The sequence below is a fragment of the Streptomyces sp. NPDC007983 genome (assembly GCF_042958345.1).
Lineage (GTDB): Bacteria > Actinomycetota > Actinomycetes > Streptomycetales > Streptomycetaceae > Streptomyces.
The window spans coordinates 353,413-374,308 of record NZ_JBIBJI010000007.1; the positions used below are offsets into that span (position 1 = coordinate 353,413).

17 protein-coding genes are annotated in these 20,896 nt (G+C 72.3%); 8 read left to right on the forward strand and 9 right to left on the reverse strand.

The window, feature by feature from the left end; translation table 11 throughout:
- Nucleotides 1-2: 2 nt before the first annotated feature.
- From ACFZCY_RS24160 to ACFZCY_RS24180, 5 genes are all read left to right on the forward strand, one after another.
- Nucleotides 3-2,069: a hypothetical protein gene (locus ACFZCY_RS24160; protein WP_391176859.1), complete on the forward strand. Its 2,067-nt coding sequence runs from the start codon at nucleotides 3-5 to the stop codon at nucleotides 2,067-2,069.
- 197 nt (nucleotides 2,070-2,266) lie between these two features.
- Nucleotides 2,267-3,109, forward strand: coding sequence for a nitrilase-related carbon-nitrogen hydrolase (locus ACFZCY_RS24165; protein ID WP_391176862.1), 843 nt, complete (start codon nucleotides 2,267-2,269; stop codon nucleotides 3,107-3,109).
- Nucleotides 3,106-4,428: an aminotransferase class III-fold pyridoxal phosphate-dependent enzyme gene (locus tag ACFZCY_RS24170; RefSeq protein WP_391176865.1), complete on the forward strand. Its 1,323-nt coding sequence runs from the start codon at nucleotides 3,106-3,108 to the stop codon at nucleotides 4,426-4,428. Before ACFZCY_RS24165 ends, ACFZCY_RS24170 begins: the two co-directional genes overlap by 4 nt.
- Nucleotides 4,428-5,828, forward strand: a complete 1,401-nt coding sequence (gene hydA, locus ACFZCY_RS24175) for a dihydropyrimidinase (protein WP_391176867.1) — start codon at nucleotides 4,428-4,430, stop codon at nucleotides 5,826-5,828. Before ACFZCY_RS24170 ends, hydA begins: the two co-directional genes overlap by 1 nt.
- An 11-nt stretch (nucleotides 5,829-5,839) precedes the next feature.
- Entirely contained in the window at nucleotides 5,840-6,841 is a 1,002-nt protein-coding gene (locus tag ACFZCY_RS24180) for a TIGR03842 family LLM class F420-dependent oxidoreductase (RefSeq protein WP_391176870.1), read from the forward strand.
- Between the two features lie 32 nt (nucleotides 6,842-6,873).
- On the opposite strand, the gene rph is transcribed toward ACFZCY_RS24180, so the two are convergent.
- From rph to ACFZCY_RS24215, 7 genes are all read right to left on the reverse strand, one after another.
- Entirely contained in the window at nucleotides 6,874-9,489 is a 2,616-nt protein-coding gene (gene rph, locus ACFZCY_RS24185) for a rifamycin-inactivating phosphotransferase (RefSeq protein ID WP_391177222.1), read from the reverse strand.
- 475 nt (nucleotides 9,490-9,964) lie between these two features.
- Nucleotides 9,965-10,393 (reverse strand): hypothetical protein, encoded by a 429-nt coding sequence (locus tag ACFZCY_RS24190; RefSeq protein WP_391176873.1) that lies wholly within the window; start codon nucleotides 10,391-10,393, stop codon nucleotides 9,965-9,967.
- Between the two features lie 137 nt (nucleotides 10,394-10,530).
- The gene (locus tag ACFZCY_RS24195) at nucleotides 10,531-11,340 is read right to left on the reverse strand and encodes a hydrolase (protein ID WP_391176880.1); all 810 of its coding nucleotides are present in this window, start codon (nucleotides 11,338-11,340) and stop codon (nucleotides 10,531-10,533) included.
- A 106-nt stretch (nucleotides 11,341-11,446) separates the two neighbouring features.
- Entirely contained in the window at nucleotides 11,447-11,776 is a 330-nt protein-coding gene (locus ACFZCY_RS24200; RefSeq protein WP_391176882.1) for a hypothetical protein, read from the reverse strand.
- Between the two features lie 36 nt (nucleotides 11,777-11,812).
- Nucleotides 11,813-13,141, reverse strand: a complete 1,329-nt coding sequence (locus tag ACFZCY_RS24205; RefSeq protein ID WP_391176885.1) for an MFS transporter — start codon at nucleotides 13,139-13,141, stop codon at nucleotides 11,813-11,815.
- A gap of 171 nt (nucleotides 13,142-13,312) precedes the next feature.
- Nucleotides 13,313-14,428, reverse strand: a complete 1,116-nt coding sequence (locus tag ACFZCY_RS24210) for a Gfo/Idh/MocA family oxidoreductase (RefSeq protein ID WP_391176889.1) — start codon at nucleotides 14,426-14,428, stop codon at nucleotides 13,313-13,315.
- Between the two features lie 151 nt (nucleotides 14,429-14,579).
- On the reverse strand, nucleotides 14,580-15,857 hold the full coding sequence (locus tag ACFZCY_RS24215) for an ROK family protein (RefSeq protein ID WP_391176891.1): 1,278 nt from the start codon (nucleotides 15,855-15,857) through the stop codon (nucleotides 14,580-14,582).
- 219 nt (nucleotides 15,858-16,076) lie between these two features.
- Between ACFZCY_RS24215 and ACFZCY_RS24220 the strand changes: the two genes are divergently transcribed.
- From ACFZCY_RS24220 to ACFZCY_RS24230, 3 genes are read left to right on the forward strand one after another with little or no spacing between them, the layout of a single operon-like run.
- Nucleotides 16,077-17,252 carry a Gfo/Idh/MocA family oxidoreductase gene (locus ACFZCY_RS24220; protein WP_391177225.1) on the forward strand — a complete coding sequence of 392 codons (1,176 nt, stop codon included), beginning with the start codon at nucleotides 16,077-16,079 and terminating at the stop codon, nucleotides 17,250-17,252.
- 4 nt (nucleotides 17,253-17,256) lie between these two features.
- On the forward strand, nucleotides 17,257-18,177 hold the full coding sequence (locus ACFZCY_RS24225; protein ID WP_391176893.1) for a TIM barrel protein: 921 nt from the start codon (nucleotides 17,257-17,259) through the stop codon (nucleotides 18,175-18,177).
- A gap of 30 nt (nucleotides 18,178-18,207) precedes the next feature.
- Nucleotides 18,208-19,023: a TIM barrel protein gene (locus ACFZCY_RS24230; RefSeq protein WP_391176896.1), complete on the forward strand. Its 816-nt coding sequence runs from the start codon at nucleotides 18,208-18,210 to the stop codon at nucleotides 19,021-19,023.
- Between the two features lie 31 nt (nucleotides 19,024-19,054).
- Here ACFZCY_RS24230 and ACFZCY_RS24235 read toward each other — a convergent pair whose 3' ends face one another.
- Both ACFZCY_RS24235 and ACFZCY_RS24240 read right to left on the reverse strand, forming a co-directional pair.
- Nucleotides 19,055-19,822 carry an SDR family oxidoreductase gene (locus tag ACFZCY_RS24235; protein ID WP_391176898.1) on the reverse strand — a complete coding sequence of 256 codons (768 nt, stop codon included), beginning with the start codon at nucleotides 19,820-19,822 and terminating at the stop codon, nucleotides 19,055-19,057.
- A 40-nt stretch (nucleotides 19,823-19,862) separates the two neighbouring features.
- A complete protein-coding gene (locus tag ACFZCY_RS24240) occupies nucleotides 19,863-20,894 on the reverse strand; it encodes a sugar-binding domain-containing protein (protein ID WP_391176901.1) in 1,032 nt (343 codons plus the stop codon).
- Nucleotides 20,895-20,896 lie beyond the last annotated feature (2 nt).

Genomic DNA, 20,896 nt, shown 5'->3' on the forward strand with positions numbered 1-20,896 from the left:
CGATGGCGGGCAGACAACTCCCGGCGGCGATCGAGGAGTTCGCGAGCTACCTGCGTGCGCTGGCCCGGCGGATCGACCCTGACCAGGGCTGGTACGCCGTTTTCGCGCAGCGCGACCCCGATGGGTTGCGCGCGTGTCTGGCCGGCCAGGAGATCCCGCCCTGGGACGTCGTCCAGGCCCTCCTGCAGGACCTCTCCGCCCAGCGCGGCGCCCAGACGGCCAACGCGGCCGCGGCCCGCGCGGCCACCCTGTACCGCGCCTCGATCACCGTCCACGACGCGGCCCCCGGCACCCGTGAGGCGCTGGGCGCCCGGCTGGCCGCGATGCGTCGCGAACGGCTCGCCGCGGCCGACCGCGAAAGCGACCTCCTCGAGGCCCAGCGGGCCGGGGCCGACAGCAGCCCGGACGGAGACCCCATCGAGGCGGCCCTGGCCTGGGCCCAGGACGACCACTACCGCGCGACGGCCCGCTGCGAAGAACTCACCGCCCGCCTGGCCGCCCTCCCCACCGACGGCCCGCCCCCCGGCGCCCAGCCCGGTGGCCTGCCCGGCACCCCGGGCAGCGGCCCGCCGGGTACCCCGGGCAGCGGCTTGCCCGGCGGTCCGGGCAGCGGCCCGGCCGCTCGGCCGCTCGGCGCCCCGACCGGTGGCCCGGCTGGCGCCCCGGGCGGCGGCCTGCCCGGCGCCTCGACCGGCGGCCCGTTCGGCACGCCGCCCGGTGGCTCGCCCGGCGCCCGGCCCGGTGTCCCGACCGTTGGGGGGCCTGGGGCCTCGATTGGTGGCCGACCCGGTGTCCCGGCCGGTGGGCCGCCCGGCGCCCCCGGCAGCCGTCCGCCCGGTGCCCCCGGCAGTGGCTTGCCCGGCGCTCCGGGCGGTGGTCCCGTTGGCGCCCCCGGCGGCGGCCCGGATGGCGCTCCGGGCGGCGGGCCGCTCAGCGCCCCCGGCAGCGGCTTGCCCGGCGCCTCGACCGGCGGCCCGTTCGGCACGCCGCCCGGAGCCCAGCCCGGTGCCCCGACCGTTGGAGGGTCTGGAGCCCCGGCCGGTGGGCCGCCCGGCGTCCCGGCCGGTGGGCCGCCCGGCGTCCCGGGTAGCGGTCCGCCCGGCGTCCCGGGCAGCGGCCTGCCCGGCGCCTCGACCGGCCACCCGTTCGGCACGCCGCCCGGTGGCTCGCCCGGTGCCCGGCCCGGCGCTCCGACCGGTGGGCAACCCGGCTCGCAGCCCGACGGCGCGCCCGGCGGTCCGGCGGCGGGCGCGGGTGGGGCCGGGCGGTCGTCCTGGGCGGCGGGGGTGCTGCAGGATCCCTCGACCGTGGGGCTGGCCGGGCGCCTTCAGCCGGACGGCGGCGCGCCCGCACCGGCGGGGGAGGACGAGCCGCCCCCGCCGCCCCCGCCGCGCGGGGCGCGGTTCGCGGGGGCGGGGCAGCAGCCGCGCGGGGCCCGGTTTCCCGGGGTGCGCGGCGGAGGGCGCGGCGGGGCGCGGAAGCGCGAGCGGGAGGCCGAGCAGCGGGCCCGGGCCAACGAGCAGCAGGAGCTCGCCGAGGCCCGGCGGGCGGCCGGTGGGGCCGTCGCACGGCTGGGGCGGCTGCGGGCGGAGGGGCGCAGCGGGGAGGCGCACGCCGTGCTGTGCGAGACGGCCGTCTGGCCCGCCGTACGGCTGCCCGTGCTGGCGGCCGAGCTGGAGCGGGCGGGGCTCGGTGTCGACGTGTCCACGCTGCTGTGGGAAATGGCCTGTCTGCCGCCCGAGCGGCTCGCCGCCGCCGCGGAGGCGCTGATCGCGGCGGGGCGCGAGGCGGACGGGGAGCGGCTGCTGCGGCAGAGCGTGTCGCGGCCGCTCTCCGAGGTGGCGCACACCGCGCTGGCGCTGCTCGGGAACGCGGCGCACCGCGAGGTGGCGCTGCTGCTGACGGCGTTCATACGGGCCCGTACGCCCGCCGAGGTGGCCGAGGCGGCGGCCGAGGATCCGGGCGCGCTGGTGCCCCCGCTCCTGGACGCGGCGAGCGCGGTGTCCCCGGGCAGCCAGCACGACCTCGCCCACGCCCTCCGCGTGGCGGGCATACAGGCCACCGGCTGACCAGGCTGCGGCTGACCCGGCTGACCCCCGCCGAACCCGACATCACACGAAATGTGATGGTCTTCGTTGAGTAACGGCGGCGGTATTGCCAGAGTGGTGAGTGCGCTTCTACGTTCTTCCCACAGCCACATTCTACGTGCGTAGACACAGGTTGACGACGGGGCAAGCCCCGGAGCACTGCTGTGAAGGAGCTGATCATGGCCAACCTCGTACGTGCCGCGCTCGTCCAGTGCACCTGGACCGGCGACACCGAATCGATGATCGCGAAGCATGAGGAGTACGCCCGGCAGGCCGCCGCCCAGGGGGCCAAGGTGATCGGCTTCCAGGAGGTGTTCAACGCCCCGTACTTCTGCCAGGTGCAGGAGCCGGAGCACTACCGGTGGGCGGAGCCGGTCCCGGACGGGCCGACGGTGCGGCGGATGGCGGAGCTGGCCCGGGAGACCGGGATGGTGATGGTCGTACCGGTCTACGAGGTCGAGCAGTCCGGCTTCTACTACAACACCGCGGCCGTGATCGACGCCGACGGCAGCTACCTCGGCAAGTACCGCAAGCACCACATCCCCCAGCTCAAGGGGTTCTGGGAGAAGTACTACTTCAAGCCGGGCAACCTGGGCTGGCCGGTGTTCGACACCGCCGTCGGCAAGGTCGGCGTGTACATCTGCTACGACCGCCACTTCCCGGAGGGCTGGCGCGCCCTGGGGCTGGCCGGCGCGCAGCTCGTCTACAACCCGTCGGCCACCTCCCGCGGGCTGTCGTCGCACCTGTGGCAGCTGGAGCAGCCCGCGTCGGCGGTGGCGAACGAGTACTTCATCGCGGCGATCAACCGCGTCGGCACCGAGGAATACGGCGACAACGACTTCTACGGCACCAGCTACTTCGTGGACCCGCGCGGCCAGTTCGTCGGGGACGTGGCCAGCGACAAGGAAGAGGAACTGGTCGTCCGGGACCTCGACTTCGGCCTCCTCGACGAGGTGCGGCAGCAGTGGGCCTTCTACCGGGACCGCCGCCCCGACGCCTACGACGAGCTGGTGAAGCCATGACCGGCGAGGACCTGTACGCACGCCACCGGGCCGTCCTCCCGGACTGGCTGGCGCTGTACTACCAGCGCCCGATCGAGATCACCCACGGCGAGGGGCGCCACGTCTGGGACGCGGACGGCAACCGCTACCTCGACTTCTTCGGCGGCATCCTCACCACGATGACCGCCCACGCGCTCCCCGAGGTCACCAAGGCGATCACCGAGCAGGCGGGCCGGATCCTGCACAGCTCCACGCTCTACCTCGACCGCCCGATGGTCGACCTCGCCGAGCGCGTCGCGCATCTGTCCGGCATCCCCGACGCGCGGGTCTTCTTCACCACCTCCGGCACCGAGGCCAACGACACGGCGCTGCTGCTCGCCACCACCCACCGCCGCTCCAACCAGGTCCTGGCGCTGCGCAACAGCTACCACGGCCGGTCGTTCTCGACGGTCGGCATCACGGGCAACCGCTCCTGGTCGCCGACCAGCATCTCCCCGCTGCAGACGCTGTACGTACACGGCGGGGTGCGGAGCCGGGGGCCGTTCGCCGGGCTGTCGGACGGCGCGTTCACCGACGCGTGCGTGGCCGACCTCGAGGACATCCTCGGCCAGGCGCACGGCAACGTCGCCGCGCTGATCGCCGAACCCATCCAGGGCGTGGGCGGCTTCACCTCCCCGCCCGACGGGCTGTTCGCCGCCTTCCGCGAGGTGCTGGACCGGCACGGCATCCTGTGGATCACCGACGAGGTGCAGACCGGCTGGGGCCGCACCGGCGACCACTTCTGGGGCTGGCAGGCACACGACGCCGCGGGCCCGCCGGACCTGCTCACCTTCGCCAAGGGCATCGGCAACGGCATGTCGATCGGCGGAGTCGTGGCCCGCGCGGAGGTCATGAACTGCCTGGGCGCCAACTCCATCTCCACCTTCGGCGGCAGCCCGGTCACCATGGCCGCCGGTCTCGCCAACCTCAACCATCTCGTCGAGCACGACCTCCAGGGCAACGCCCGCCGGGTCGGCGGACTGCTCATCGAGCGGCTGCGCGCGGCCTGCGCCGGGCTCGACGGCGTACGCGAGGTACGCGGCCGGGGGCTGATGATCGGCGTCGAACTGGTCGAGCCGGGCACCGGCGACCCGGCGCCCGAGGCCGCCTCGGCCGTGCTGGAGGCCGCCCGCGAGGGCGGGCTGCTCCTCGGCAAGGGCGGCGGCCACAACAGCAGCGTCCTGCGCATCGCCCCGCCGCTGAGCCTCACCGTGGCGGAGGCGGAGGAGGGCGCGGACATCCTCGAAGCCGCCCTGAACGCCGCCTGGAAGACCACTCAGCCGGGAAGGAGTGCGCGCTGATGCCTCGTACCGTGATCCGCGGCGGGCTCGTCATCACCGCCGCAGAGGAGACCCACGCCGACGTCCTGGTCGAGGACGAGCGGGTGGTGGCGCTGGCCGCGTCCGACAGCGACATCGCGCGCGGCTGGACCGCCGACCGTACGATCGACGCCACCGGCAAGTACGTCATCCCGGGCGGTGTCGATCCGCACACCCACATGGAGATGCCGTTCGGCGGCACCTTCGCCGCCGACACCTTCGAGACCGGCACCCGGGCCGCGGCCTGGGGCGGCACGACCACCATCGTGGACTTCGCCATCCAGACCAAGGGGCACGCCCTGCGGGAGGGCCTGGACGCCTGGCATCTGAAGGCGGGCGGCAACTGCGCGATCGACTACGCCTTCCACATGATCCTCTCCGACGTCGACGACGGCTCCCTGAAGGAGATGGACCTCCTCGTCGACGAGGGCGTGACCTCGTTCAAATTGTTCATGGCCTACCCGGGCGTCTTCTACAGCGACGACGGGCAGATCCTGCGCGCCATGCAGCGCGGCGCGGCCAACGGCGGGCTCATCATGATGCACGCCGAGAACGGCATCGCCATCGACGTCCTGGTCGAACAGGCCCTCGCCGAGGGCAAGACCGACCCCCGCTACCACGGCGAGGTCCGCAAGGCGCTGCTGGAGTCCGAGGCCACCCACCGCGCCATCCAGCTGGCGAGGGTGGCCGGGGCGCCGCTGTACGTCGTCCACGTGTCGGCCGAGGAGGCCGTCGAGGAGCTGGTGCGGGCGCGCGACAAGGGGCTGCCGGTGTTCGGCGAGACCTGTCCGCAGTATCTGTTCCTGTCCACCGACAACCTCGCCGAACCGGACTTCGAGGGCGCCAAGTACGTCTGCTCGACACCGCTGCGGCCGCGTGAACACCAGGCGGCGCTGTGGCGGGGGCTGCGGACCAACGACCTCCAGGTCGTCTCCACCGACCACTGCCCGTTCTGCTTCACCGGCCAGAAGGAGATGGGCCGCGGCGACTTCTCCAAGATCCCCAACGGGATGCCGGGCGTCGAGAACCGCATGGACCTGCTCCACCAGGCCGTCGTGGACGGCCACATCACCCGCCGCCGCTGGATCGAGATCGCGTGCGCCACCCCGGCCCGGATGTTCGGCCTCTACCCCAGGAAGGGCACCATCGCGCCCGGCTCGGACGCCGACATCGTCGTCTACGACCCGGCCGCCCGGCAGACCATCTCCGCCGAGACCCACCACATGAACGTCGACTACTCGGCCTACGAGGGCAAGCGGATCACCGGGCAGGTCGAGACCGTGCTCTCGCGCGGCCTCCCGGTCATCGACGGCCGCGCCTACGCCGGGCGCGCCGGCCACGGCCGGTATGTGCGCCGCTCGACCTGTCAGTACCTCACCTAGGAGGCCACGCCATGGACTTCGGACTTGTGCTGCAGACCGATCCGCCCGCGTCGGACGTCGTCGAGCTGATGGGCCGCGCCGAGCGCAATGGCTTCCGCTACGGCTGGACCTTCGACTCCGCCGTGCTCTGGCAGGAGCCGTTCGTCATCCACAGCCGCATCCTGGAACACACCGAGCGGCTGATCGTCGGCCCCATGGTCACCAACCCCGGCACCCGCACCTGGGAGGTGACCGCCTCCACCTTCGCCACCCTCAACGACATGTACGGCAACCGCACCGTATGCGGCATCGGACGCGGCGACTCCGCCCTGCGGGTCGCGGGCCGCACCCCGAACACCCTCGCCCGGCTGAGCGACGCCATCGACGCCATCCGCGACCTCGCGGAGGGCCGGGAGGCCGTGGTGGACGGCAGCTCGGTGCGCATCCCCTGGATCAAGGACGGCCGGCTGCCGGTGTGGATGGCCGCGTACGGGCCCAAGGCGCTCGCCCTCGCGGGCCGCAAGGCCGACGGTTTCATCCTCCAGCTCGCCGACCCGTTCCTGACGGAGTGGATGGTCCACACGGTCCGCACCGCCGCGTCCGACGCCGGCCGCGACCCGGACGCGATCACCGTCTGCGTCGCCGCGCCCGCGTACATCGGGGACGACCTGGCCCACGCGCGCGAGCAGTGCCGCTGGTTCGGCGGCATGGTCGGCAACCACGTCGCCGACCTGGTCGCCCGCTACGGTGAGCACTCCGGAGCCATCCCCGAATCCCTGACGTCGTACATCGCGCGGCGCGAGGGCTACGACTACAGCCACCACGGCCGCGCCGGGAACCCGGACACGGCCTTCGTCCCGGACGACATCGTCGACCGCTTCTGTCTGCTGGGCCCGGCGGAGGCCCACATCGAGAAGCTGCGCGCGCTACGGGGGCTGGGCGTGGACCAGTTCGCGGTCTACGCGATGCACGACGCGAAGGAGACGACGATCGACACCTACGGCACCAAGGTCATCCCGGCACTGACCGCCTGACCACCGCCTGACCGGTCGAGGCGTGTGGCCGGTCAGGAAAGGATCTCGACGTACCCGTCGGTTCCGTGCACGCGGATCCGCTGCCCGTCCAGGATCAGCCGGGTGGCCTGCTCCACGCCCACGACGGCCGGCAAGCCGTACTCCCGGGCGATCACCGCGCCATGGGTCATCTGGCCGCCCACCTCCGTCACCAGGCCCGCGATTCCGACGAACAGCGGCGACCAGCTGGGGTCCGTGAAGGCCGTGACCAGGATGTCGCCCGCTTCGAGATCCGCCTCCGCCATGTCGAGGATGACGCGGGCCCTTCCCTCGACGGTCCCGGCGGAAACCGGTACGCCGACCAGGGCACCGGCCGGCACGTCGTCGCGCCGGTACGCCCCGGTGAGGGCCTCACCGTCCGAGGTGAGCACCCGGGGCGGGGTGAGCGCGTGGTACGACCGGAACGCGTCCTTGCGCCGCTGGATGAGCCGGTCATCCACCCGCTTCGAGCGCACGGCCTCGTGGAACTCCTGGAACGTCAGGTAGAAGACGTCCTCCCGCTCGGGAAGCACGCCGGCCCGCACCAGGCGCCCGGCCTCCACCAGCAGGGCCTGCTTGTAGACGAAGTAGCGGCTGATGATGTCGTACTTCGGGTACTCCCGGTACCCGATGAAGGCCCTGACCCGGTCGATCATGCGCTTGGTCTCGTCGGCTTTCCGGTCCCCGTCCGGCAGGGCCCGCAAGCGCGAAAGCACGTCGTGTTCCTTCTGCCGCGCCTTCTGCCGCCCCTCCTCGAAGCGCCGCCCGGCGGCGCCCGGCTCGAAGTTCCTGACGTTGTCGAGGACCGCGGGCACGAGCGTGGTGGGGCGCTCGCGCCACCGTGGCCTCGTGATGTCGATCTCCCCGGCGCAGCGCATGCCGTACCGGTCGAGGTAGGTCTCCATGGCGTCGCGCGCCTCGGTCCCGCCCGGGAGCTTCGCCAGCTCCTCCAGGAAGTCCTCGTCCTCGACGCCCTGCAGGAACGCCACCACCTCCGGATGCGGGCGGATCACGTCCGCGACGTCGAGCAGTTCCAGCCCCATTTCCGAGGTGATGTTGCCGGGGGCGGACAGGGTGAGCGTGTCAGCCGCGTTCTTCTCGCCCAGCCACTCGTGGAGCTTGTCGTTGAGCCACCAGGTGGCCTCCATCCCCGCCATGATCGCCTGAACGTTCAGCGGGTCACCGAGGACCCGCTTGTGCTCCTCGAAGGCCTCGCCCAGGAGGAAGTCGAACAGCGCCGGTCCGGTCTTCGTCCGGATGTCGCGCTCCAGGGCGGCGATGGACGCCCGGCTGCGCTCGATCAGCTCGGCGACGATGGCCGGATCGGCCTCGGCCGGGGCGGACGTGCCGCCGGCCGGCGGCCTGCCGGGCTGCGGGCTGCCGGGAGGGGCGTCCGGGAGTGACGGGACGAAATCGTCGCGGTCGAGGACGGTCTCCAGCGCGTCCCTGACCAACGGATCGCCCCTCCCCATGATTTCCAGGAGAGCGGCGCGGCTCGCGGGCGTGGCCAGGCGCCGGGTGACGTCGACGAACAGCCTCCCGCCGGCCTCGTGCATCGCCACCATGGCCGTCAGCTGCCACATGGAGAGCCCCAGGGGCTTCATGGGGTCGGTCATCATCTGCTGGTGCCCGACGGAGACGTAGAGGTGATTGTCCTGGTCGCCGGTCTCGGGGATGGGGAACAGCGTCGTGATCGGCCGGCTCTGCACAATCTGGAAGCCGTCGTCGACCAGGCACCATTCGACGTCCTGCGGGCTGCCGAAGTGCGCTTCGATCCGCCGCCCGAGCCGCACGAGCCGCACGACCTGCGCATCCGTCAGCGCCGGCTGCTCCTGCCGCTGCGAGTCGACCGCCACCTCCCGCGTGCCGCCGCCCGGCAGGGCGTGGACGGCACGCTGTTTGGCGCCGATCGTCTTGGCGACGACTTCGCCGTCTCGCACCGTGAAGATGTCCGGGTTCACCAGACCGGAGACCAGGGCCTCGCCGAGGCCGAAGCCGGCATCCACGGTGGCGACCTTCCGGTTGCCCGTGACGGGGTCGGCCGTGAACAGGATGCCGGCCGCGTCCGGGAAGACCATCTGCTGCACGACCACGGCCATGTGGACCGTACGGTGGTCGATGCCGTTCCGCCGGCGGTAGGTCACGGCCCGCTCGGTGAACAGCGAGGCCCAGCACCGGCTGATGTGCCGGAGGACCGCCGTCGGCCCCACGACGTTCACATACGTGTCCTGCTGGCCGGCGAAGGAGGCCGTCGGCAGGTCCTCCGCCGTCGCGCTGGACCGGACGGCGTACGCGGCTTGCTCGCCGAACCGGGCGAGCGCGCGGGTGACCGCCGCCGCGAGATCGTCCGGGATGGCGATCCCTTCGATGGTCCGGCGCATCTCCGCGCTGAGCGTGCGGATCGCCTCCCGGTCGTCCGGGTTCGAGCGCGACAGCTGATCGAGCAGATCGTCGACCGACGGCGCTTCCGCCATGATCCGCCGGAAGGCGTCCGTCGTCACGCAAAAGCCCCCCGGCACGCGGATGTCTTCGATCCGCGACAGCCCGCCCAAGTGCGCGCCCTTACCGCCGACGACCGAGATCTGCGTCTCGTCAATCTCTTGAAGGTCCAGCACATACCGCTCGGTCATCGCGATCCCTCCGAGGCAGCCGTGCTCCGTCGAACCCCACACGTCGTGCCCCCATTTCCGCAGGTTGTGGGCGTAGGCCGACGATTCTGCGCCGCGACCCGGGGCTTGTGGCAAGCCCCCCAGTGCGCTATAAATTAGGAGAGGCAAGGAGAGCTCTCTCCTTGCCTTTGCGTTTTGCGCCGGAGCCCGGATTGGATCGTGGTCCGGTTGTCCCGCCGTACCGGCGGGGAAGATCCTGCTGGATGCCGCGTTCGCGACCGCTCCCGGCGGAGACTGCCTGGCCGATGTCGTGTTCACACCGGTGGCCTCTGATGCGGTGGCCCCGGAAAGGCCGCATCACCCGCCGCGGCGAACGGCCCGGACTCATGAACGATCGAGACCCGCTCCGCCGGGAATCGCGTTTCTCCACCGGCCGACGCGGTTCCGCGCGGGAAATCGGTGGGGGCGGGACCATGTGGTCCCGCCCCCGCGGCGACTAGCTCGCGCTCGGAGAAGTCGCGGCCGCCTTCTTGGCGGGGCGGCCGCGCTTCTTGGAAGTCGGCTCCTCCGCCGGCCTGGACACCGCCGCGAACGGCTGCAGCGCCTTCTGGAGGGCCTTCAACGCGTCCGGTCCCAGGTCCACGGCCCGGCGCTCCGACTTCAGGGACGACCGTACGGCGATGGCGTTGCTGCCGTCCTCGTTCGTTTCCCCGGTTTCGTATTCTTCCTCGACCCAGGTCGGAACCAAGATCTCCACCGAATGCACATCGTCGGTGATATCGGTTTCGAGATCGCAGTGAAGAACCGTACGTCCGTAGATTCGTGTTTCGACCGTCTGTCCGTTGACGACAACCGGCGTGACGGTTTCCTGAACCCCTTCCTCGTCCTTCTCGGTTTCCGCAACCTGCACAAAGCGAACTGCCACTGCTTCCCCTTTTCTTGGAACCGCTCAAATTCTAGCGGGGCAGCGGCTGTTGACGCCAATCCGGAAATGCCGAAAGCCCCTTCCGGTCGGAAGGGGCTTTTCCGGCGCGCACCGGCGGGAAATGCGTGCGCGCGGCCTCAGCCGCAGCCGTTGCGGGCGGTGCCCACGGCCACGTCGTCGTACCAGAGGGTGTCGTCGCCCTCGCCGTAGCTCTCCCAGCCCAGCCGCAGATCGGTCGGGGCGGGCCGCCAGCCGCCGCGGGCCAGCCACTGCTGGTCGACGTCCTGGGTCGGGGTGCCGTCGACCACCAGGCCGGTGACGAGCGCGCCGTTCACCCAGGTGTCGAGACGGCCCGCGCCGCGGCCGAGGCGGAACTCCAGGCACGTCCAGGTGTTGACGGGCAGTGGGGTGCTGAGCGCGACACCCGCCGGGCTCTGGGCGGGGAGGGTGGCGTCGTCCGATTCGCGGTTCCACTGGAGCGCCTTGTTCTGGCCGCCCATGCGCAGGTCCTTGCCGCTGTCGTTCGGATCCTTCATGGCCGCGAAGGTGACGTGCTGGGTGGGCAGCGCGGTGGTGTGGCGGACCCAGAAGCGCACGTAGAGGTCGCCGGTCGCCGGCAGGGCGGACAGGGAGGTCCCGGCGAAGGCGTGGTTGCAGTAGCCCGCCCGGCCGGTCACCCGCACCGACTTGGTGCCGGTGTGGGCCACCGTGGAGTCGACGGTGGCGGTGCCGGTGCCCGAGCAGTTGGCCACCGTCGTGGTCCAGCGACCGGCGGGGGTGGTGCCGGTCTGGGACTCGAAGTCCTCGCAGAACCCGGTGGCGCCGCAGGCGGCCGCCCGGGCTTCCGGGGCGGGGGAGGCCGAGGCGGCGGGGGCGGCGAGGCCCGTCACGGCCAGGGCGGCGACGGCGGCTGACGCGGTGCGGCGGCGGTGCGACACGAGGGTCATCGGGTCCTCCGGCGGGGGTGAGAGGGGCGTGGGAGCGCTCCCAAGCTCTGTCGCCAGATTAGCCGAGCCATGACAAGCCCGGAACCCGTCCGCAGGGCCCTTCGGCTCAGCCCGGCGGCTTGCGCCAGGTGATGCTGTAACGGAACAGCAGATGACGGCGGTAGACGGAACCGGGCAGCAACTCGGCGGCCGGCGCCCGCATCTGGCGGTACGTCGCCGGCGGCGGCCACACGATGGGGGGAGGGTGCTGCCAGGTGCCCTTCACGGCGCGGTGGGCGGTGCCGACGGCGACCCCGGCGAGCACGCAGGGCAGGTCGCGCGGCAGGGTGTCGCGGGCGAGGCCGACGACGGCGAGGACGCCGCCCGGGCGCAGCAGTTCGCGCATCCGGCACGGTCCGCCGGAGTTCACGGGCGAGCATGCCCTCGCCGCAGTCATGCGGTCATTCTGCCGGGACTCGGCCCCCGGTCCCGGTCATCGCGCACCGCGCACCAGGCGGATGCCGAACGCGCCCGCGATGCAGAAGGCCGCGGCGGCGGCGTACAGGGCCGCGTAGTTGTCCTCGCCTCCCAGGGCGAGGAAGACGGGCGCGAGGATCGGGGCGATGGTCTGGGGGATCGTGCTGGACAGGTTGAACACGCCCATGCCCTTCGCGGCCTCGGTGTCCTTGTTGGGCAGCACCGAGGCCACGAGGGCGTAGTCGACTCCCATGTACATGCCCTGGCCGAGACCGGAGAGCGCCACTCCCGCGAGGAACATCCCGGTCGACTGGGCCAGGGCCACCACGACCATGGCGCAGGCGAAGACGACGGATGCCGCGGCGACGAATATCTTGCGGCGCTGTACCCGGTCGGAGAGCCAGCCGGCGGTGTAGCTGCTGAGGGTGTTGGTGGTGGCCAGCAGCAGCATCGACCAGAACAGGACGGGGGTGGCGTCCTCGGCGGTGTAGCCCAGCCGGTCCATCAGGAAGTACGCCTTGTACGTCGTCAGGAAGCTGACGCCGGTCCAGGTCAGGAACCGTCCGCACCAGGCCCAGGCGAAGTCGGGGTGGCGCACCGGGTTGATCCACATGCTGCTGGGGATGTCCGCCCACCGGAGCCGGGGGAGTTCCGCCCGGGAGCGGGGCAGTTCCTTGAGGTAGCAGACGAAGATCCCGGTCATGACCAGGCCGAGGAGTCCGGGGGCGATGAACATCCAGAGGTTGTCCGTCCCGGTGAACTGGACGAGGAACGTGCCGCTGACGATGCCGATCTGGGTGGTCGTGCCCATCAGGCCGGAGACCCGCCCCCGGTACCGGTCCGTCACCCGCTCGGGGAGGAGTGCGGTCGCGGCGGCGAGGGCGGCGTTGAACAGCACCTGGGCCAGGCACCAGCCGATGCCCAGGACGAACAGGTTGGGCGCCGTGCCCATCACCAGCAGCGCCCCGAATCCCAGGACCATCCCGCCGAGGATGTACGGCCGGCGCTGGCCCCAGCGGGACGTGGACAGGTCGCTGAGCCTGCCGAAGACGGGATTGGCCACCAGCGCGCAGAAGGCGCCGGCGCCCGCGATGGTCGACAGGCTGTCCGCCTTGCCGTCCGGGTCGAGGTCGGCGACGCGGAGGGCCAGGGTGACGGAGGCGGGGGTGCACAGGGCGATCCACAGGCCGATGTAGGCGAGGATGAACAGGGTGATGAACACCCCGTTCACCTCCTGCCCGGTCGCTTTCGCCAAGCGCTCGGGCCCGCTGAGCGGCTCGGGGCCGTCCGTGTGGACGCGGGCGTCGCTCGGATTCTGGGCAGGCGGATTCTGGGCAGGCGGCATGGTCCGCTCCTTTGCGGATGCGTTCCCGGGCGGCCGCCCATGACCCGGCGGAGGGCGGGCGGGGGAGGCCCGGGTGAGGGGGGAGGAGGAGCTGTGTGTGGGGTGACGGGCGCCGCCCCCGGCCCGCCTCGGGCGGGACCGTGCGGGCCGGGGCGGCGCTGAGCTACGCGGTCAGAGTCCCGCTCCGGCGCCGAGGACGGGCGCCGGACGCTTCACCGTGCTGGTGATCTCGACGGCGCCGTCGGCCGGTGATATGCCGTTCAGCCGCTCCAGGACCTCCAGGACGTGGAACGCGAAGTCGGCGGAGGCCCGGTGGAGGTCTCCGCCCAGGTGGCGTACGAGGTCCAGCACCCCGGGGCCGCGGATGGCCCTGGCGCCCGCGGGGGTCACCGGGTCCATGACGGCCGGGAGTTCGCTCCACGCGTCATCGCCGCGCCGCTTGAGCAGTACGGGGTCGTCGAAGCGGTTGGGGTTGGGCACCTGAAGGGTGCCCTCGGTGCCGTAGACCTCCAGGTGCGGAAGGGTGGTGTCCCATACGTCGAAGCTGTACATGGCCGTGGCCAGGGCACCGGAGGCGAACTGCAGGATCGCGGTCGCGTGGGTGTCCACGGTGACGTCGACGCGCTCGACGCGGCGCTCGGGAGCCGTCACGGTCAGCTCGTCGGCGGCCCGGGTGGTCGCCCCGACCACCCGGCTGACCGGTCCGAGCAGGTTGACCAGCGCGGCGATGTGGTACGGGCCCCAGTCCAGGACCGGGCCGCCGCCCTCGGTGAACAGGAACGTGGGGTCCGGGTGCCAGGTCTCGGCGCGCGAGGAGCGGACGAAGGAGGTCGCGGCGAACGGCCGCCCGATCAGCCCGGTGTCGACGGCGGCACGGGCCGTCTGCCCGGAGGGGCCGAGGAACGTGTCGGGCGCGCCGCCGAGCAGCTTGCCGGTCTCCCGGGCGGTCTCGATGTTCCGCCGGGCTTCCGTGACCGTGGCGGCCAGCGGCTTCTCGACGTACACGTGCTTTCCGGCGCGCAGGGCCGCGTCGGTCAGCGCCGCATGGGCGTTGGGCGGGGTGATGTTGACGACCACCTGCACCTCGGGGTCGGCGAGCAGCTCCTCGGCCGTGCCCCACGCCGGGATGTTCCACTCCTCGGCGGCGGCGCGGGCGCGCTCGCCGTCGAGGTCGGCGACGCGCACGATGGGCAGCTGCGGGATCGTCGAAAGGCCGAGCGCGTAGGCGTTGAAGATCGAGCCGGTACCGATGACGCCGACGGGGACGCGCTGTGTGGTTTCGTCCATGGTTCTCTCCCGGTTGGGTGGGCGCCGACCGCTTCGATGGCTGTGGAACGCGGCGGAAGGACGCTTCGGGGCAACGGAGTTGGACGAAACCGCTGTCGCTGAAACCGCTCACATGCAAGCACCGGCTTCCCGGCAGGGTCAAGGGGGCCGGTCAGGCGGAATGCGCCAGCACGTCGCCGATCCCCTCGGGCGAGAGCACATGCTCCACACCCACCACGGTCCCGCCGACGACACCGGCGGACGTCCCGAGCACGCTCTGGGCCAGCGAGAGCCGGCGGGTGGCCAGGGGCAGCGCCCGCCGGTAGACGACACCGCGGATCCTGGCCAGCAGGTCGTCGCTGGCGGCGGCGATCGCCCCGCCGATGACGATCCGCGCCGGGTTGTAGACGTGGACGAGCAGCGCCACCACCTCGCCGATCGTCACCGCGGCTTCGCGGACGACGCGGACGGCCCCGGGGTGGCCGTCGCGGACGAGCCGGGCCAGGTCAGCGGCGCCGCGCGGCCTGTCGTGCTCGGCGAGGCCCGAGTCCTCCCGGCTGAGCCGGGCCGCCATCGCGGTGGCCGACGCCACGGCCTCCACGCAGCCGATGTTCCCGCAGCTGCACACGGTGTCGTCGGCGCCGGGCACCCGCAGATGCCCGATGTCGCCCGCGGCCCCTTCCGCTCCGCGGTGCAGTTCCCCCGAGGCCGAGATGAGGCCGCCGCCGATACCGGTGCCGATCTTGATGAAGAGTAGCGGCGCCTCGCCCTCCGGCAGGGCACGGGCCTCCCCGAGGGCCATCAGGTTCACATCGTTGTCGACGAAGGTCCGGCAGCCGAACCGCTCGGTCATGGTCCGGCCGACCGGGAAGCCGTCCCAGCCGGGCATGATGGGCGGCCGTACCGGAGTTCCGGCGCGCGCGTCGACGGGCCCCGGGAGGCCGACGACGAGGGCGGAGGGGCGGTCGGGCGTGGCCCCCGTGGACGCGGCCGCGGACTCGGCCAGCATGCGGCGCAGCCGCTCGGTCAGCAGATCGAGCGTCGCCTCGGGGCCCTGCGCCACATCCAGCGCGATCTCCTCCTGCGATACGAGGTTCTGCGACAGGTCGGCGAGGGCCAGGCGGGCGCTGTGGGCGCCGACGTCGGCCACCGCGACCACCCCGGCCCGGGGGTTGAGGGCCAGCCGGAGCGGCGGCCGTCCGCGTCCCGGCCGGCTGACGGCTCCGCCCTCGGTGACCACCCCGGCGTCGATCATGGTGTCGAGGTGCCGGGTCACCGTGGACCGTGCCAGGCCGGTGGCCTTGACCAGGTCGGCACGGTTGTCGGCGATGCCCGACGCGATGAGGCGGGCCAGCGAGCTGTGGACGGGGCCGCCGGTGTTCTGCGGCCGGAGTCCGGCGACCGAGAGCCGGGGTATCGGGCGGGGGTCCGTCGTCGTCTGCGCTCCCATGGCCGGTCACCGTACAGCAATTCAGACCGCTTTTATGACTCACAAGATGCGAAATTCAATGTCTTGTGAGGCGCTAATCACTGTCTTAGGCTCACCGCCGGACGAAACCGAGGTCGGGCCGTCGAGCCCTCGACAGCAGGCAATCCCGCACACGTTCCTCATGGGAGGGCTGTCATCACTTCTCCACCACAACGCCGCTCCGGACCCCTCGGCACCGCCATCGTCGGAGCCGGGATGATCGGCGCGATCCACCGCAGGGCCGCGGCCCTGGCCGGCGCCCGGATCGCCGGCGTACTGGCCTCCACACCCCCACGCACCGAGCAGGTGGCCGGGGAATGGGGGGTTCCTGCCTTTCCGTCCCTGGACGCGCTCCTCGACGACGACTCCGTGGACGTGGTCCACATCTGTTCGCCCAACGCCACCCACGCGCCCTTCGCGATGCGCGCCCTCGCCGCCGGGAAGCATGTGGTCTGCGAGAAACCGCTGGCCGTCTCCATCACGGAGGCGGAACGCATGGCGGAGACGGCCCGCAGCGCCGGGCTGGTGGCCACCGTCCCCTTCGTCTACCGCTACCACCCCCTGGTCCGTGAGATCCGGGCGCGCCGGATCGACGGCGAGTTCGGGGGCTGGCATCTGATCCACGGCAGCTATCTGCAGGACTGGATGCTCTCGCCGCAGGTGTCGGGCTGGCGTGTGGACCCGGTGGCCGGCGGCCCGTCCCGCGCCTTCGCGGACATCGGCTCCCACTGGTGCGATCTGGTCGAGTGGGTGTCGGGCGAGCGGTTCGCCGAGGTCGTCGCCTCGACCTCGATCGCCGTGGACAAGCGGCCCGCCGCCGGGGCGGCGCGCACCTTCGAGGCCGCGGACCCCACGGACCACGCGGACCCCACGGACCACGCGGACCCCACGGACCACGCGGACCCCACGGACCACTCGGACCACGCGGAGTACGCGGAGTACATGGACGTACGCACCGAGGACTGCGCCGCGCTGCTGCTGCGCACCGCCTCCGGTGTCCTGGCGTCCACCACCGTCTCCCAGGTCTCCGCCGGGCGGAAGAACCGGCTGTGGTTCGAGCTGGACGGCGCGCGGGCCAGCGCGGTCTTCGACCAGGAGAACCCGGAGACCATCTGGCTGGGCGGCGAGGACGGCGCGCGGGTCATCAGCCGCGACCCCGGCCGCGGCTCGGCCGAACAGCGGCGGCTGTCGGTCCTGCCCCCGGGGCACCCCCAGGGGTACGCGGAGTGCTTCGAGGCGTTCGTCGCCGACACCTACGCCGCGATCGGCGGCGACCGGCCGGAGGGCCTGCCGACGTTCGACGACGGACTGCGCGCCGCCCGCATCACCGAAGCGGTTCTCCGATCCTCCCGTAACGGCTCCTGGACAGAGGTGTGAACGCATGAAACTCGGCTTCCTGACGGCATGTCTCCCCGGCTGGTCCCTCCCGCGGATCGCGGAGTGGGCGAGCGGCAACGGCTACGAGGCGCTGGAGGTCGCCGTCTGGCCGAGGACCGGAGGACGCGACTTCGAGGCGAGCCATCTGCCCGTCGCCGACTTCCCGGCGGCGCGCGCGGAGGAGACGCTCGCGCTGTTCGCCAAACACGGCCTCGAACTGTCCGCGCTCGCCTATTACGAGAACCACCTGCACCCCGACCCGGAGCGCCGGGCGGAGATCCGTACCCACTTCAAGCACGCGGTGGACGCGGCCGCGGCGCTCGGCGTCCCGTACGTCGGCACGTTCATCGGCCGGGACTGGACCAGGCCCGTCGCGGACAATCTCAGGGAGGCCGAGCGCGTCTTCCCCGAACTGGTCGACTACGCGGGCGAACGCGGCGTGAAGGTCATCATCGAGAACTGCGTCATGGAGGGCTGGCACCCCGACGGCTACCCGGGCAACCTGGCCTACTCCCCGGAGCTGTGGGAGTGGATGTTCTCGCTGGACCTGTACCTCAACTGGGACCCCTCGCACCTCACCTGGATCGGCATCGACCCGGTGAAGACCATCGCGCCCTACATCGACCGCATCGTGCACGCCCAGGCCAAGGACGTCGAGCTGGGCAGCGGGGACATCGACCGGTACGGCGTCTTCGGCAAGGCGGTCGGCCGCCCCGACCCGTGGGACAACGGCTGGTGGCGCTACCGGGTGCCGGGGCTCGGCCAGGTCGACTGGACGCGCGTCGTCGACCGCCTCTACGAGCACGGCTTCACCGGAACGCTCTCCGTCGAGCACGAGGACCCGGTCTGGGGCGGGACGGACGAGAAGGTCATCCAGGGGCTGCGGATCGCCCACCGCACCCTGCGTCCGCTGGTCATCGGCTGAACGACGATTTCGTACGGGAGAGGAAGCACCATGGATCAGCAAGGTGACCGGCACGGTCTGTTGTCCGTGCAGCTGTACAGCGTCCGGGACGCGCTCGCCGAGGACCAGGACCGCACCCTGGCCCGCCTCGCGGAGATCGGCTTCCGCTACGTCGAGCCCTTCGGCCTCGGCTCCGCGGACAAGAGCGCCGCGGACCGGCTGGTGGCCGCCAAGGCGCTGCGGCGCGGACTGGACGCCGCGGGCCTGCGCGTCTCCGCCACCCACGCCGGGCTGCCCGACGACGTGGGCTCACTGGCCGAGGAGTGCGCGGAGATCGGCGCGGACACCGTGTTCGTGCCGCACCCCCGGCTGGTCAGCGGCTTCAGCGAGGACGACTTCGGCGACCCCGGCCGGGTGGCGGCCTTCGCGGACGCCGTGAACGCGGCCGGGGAGGCCCTGGCCGGTGCCGGGCTGCGGCTGGGCTACCACAACCACGACTTCGAATGGGCGAAGCTGCCAGACGGGCGCAGCGGCTACGACGCCTTCTGGGCCTCGGTGGACGACGCGATCCTGGCCGAACTCGACGTCTACTGGGCCACCGTGGCCGGAGCCGACCCCGCCGAGGTGCTGACCCGCCTCGGCGCCCGCGCCGTGTCCGTCCACCTCAAGGACGGCCCCGCGCGGCGCGGCGAGCCGCAGACCCCGATCGGCACCGGCGACGTCGACGCCCCGGCGGCCGTCCGGGCCGCCGGGTCCGGGCTGGTCTGGCACGTCGCGGAGATCGACATCACCGACCACGACCCGTTCGACCTGCTGGCCGCCAACGCAGGGCTGCTGGCCGAGTCGGGTCTGTCGCGCTGGGCCTGAACGCGACGGGCGGGGTCCCGGCCGGCCGCCGCTACCAGCAGGTGACCCCGCCGTCCACCAGCAGGTCCGTACCGGTGACGAAGCTCGCCGCGTCGCTCAGCAGGAACACGGTGGGGCCGACCATCTCGTCCACCGTCGCCATCCGGCCCAGCGGGGTGTCCGCCTCGAACTGGGTGACGCGCGTCGCCACCTCGGGGCGCAGGTTCATCGGCGTGGCCGTATAGCCGGGGCTCACACTGTTGACCCGGACGCCGCGGGTGCACCACTCCGTGGCCAGGCTCTTCGTCAGGTGCATCACGGCGGCCTTGGAGGAGTTGTAGTGGGCCTGGGTGAGCCCCCGGTTGGCGATGGTGCCCGACATGGAGGCGATGTTGACGATGGCGCCGCCCCCATTGCGCAGCAGCGCCCTGCCCTCGGCCTGGCAGGACAGGAACACTCCGGTGAGGTTCACGTCCACGACCCGCTTCCACTGCTCCAGCGGCATGTCCTCCGCCGGGGCGGCGTCGGCGATGCCCGCGGCGTTGACCGCCAGCCGGAGGGGGCCCAGGTCGCGTTCGGCCACGGCCACCGCTTCCGCCAGGTCCTCCGCCCGGGTCACATCGGCGGGGAGGGCGACCGCGCGCCGTCCCGTGGCCTCGATCGCAGTGACCGTGCCGGCCAGATCGCTGCCCGGCAGATCCAGGCATCCGACATCAGCCCCGGTCTCGGCGAGCCCGATCGCCAGCCGTCGGCCGATGCCGCTGCCGGCTCCGGTCACCAGGGCCACGCTGTCGTCCAGGCGGAAGGAGGGGACGGGCATGAGGACTCCTTGAGGGATGCTGCCGCGGCGCTCGTCGACGCTACGGCGCTTGTCGTTCGGTTCGGTCGGGCCGGCCCGCCAGCCGGCGGGCCACTCCCAGGTCGGTGATCAGGACATCGACCCAGCCGCCCAGCAGGGCGGCGCGTATCGCCGCGCATTTGCGGTCGCCGCCGGCCACCGCGACGCGGCGCGGCACGGCGCGGTAGGTGTCGGGGGTGATGCCGATGACCCGGTCGTTCAGCTCGGTGTCGAGCAGGGTGCCGTGCTCGTCGAAGAAGTGCAGGCAGATGTCGCCCACCGCGCCGAGCGCGCGCAGCTGTTCCTGGTCGTCGTCGGAGAAGATGTTGCCGCTGCGGCGCAGCAGCGGCGAGGGGTCGAGGCTGCCGATGCCCACGATGGCGATGGTGAGGCTCTTCCACGCCGCGGCCACGCTGCTCACCTTGGGGTCGGCGAGGATGGCGTCCCGCACGGTGGCGCCGGCCACCAGCCCCGGCGCCGACATGAAGACGGGCTCCGCGCCGGTCAGCTCGGCGAGCCGCCCCATCAGCCGGGTCGCCTGGACCTGGACCTGCGGATCGCCCACCCCGCCCATCAGCTGGACGACCTCCTCCAGGAACCGCCCGCCCGGCCGGGACCGCATGGCCTCCACCGCCGCGAGCAGAGTGGCGCTCCACGAGGAGATGCCCAGCCGGTCGCCCTCCATGAGCGTGGTCTCCAAGTAGACCGCGGTGGCCGCGCCGAGCGCGGGGATGACGGAATCGGCCTCGCCCTCGACATCGACGACCACCACGTCGCGCAGCCCGTACCGTGCCGCGATCTCCTCCTCCAGCTCGGCGAAGACCCCCTCGGGCGGCACCACGATGGTGCGCACGATGCCGAGCTTGGCGGCCTGGGTGAGCAGCCTGGAGACGCGCGCCTGGGAGATGTGCAGTTCCTCGGCGATTCGCGGCTGCCGCATCCCCTGCTCGTGGTAGAGCCGGGCGATCCGGGTCATCAGCCGCAGCTGCTCGTCGCTGGTCGCCATGCGCGTGGTGCGGGTCGCGGGGGTGCCGGTCCGGTTGTGGGGATTCATAG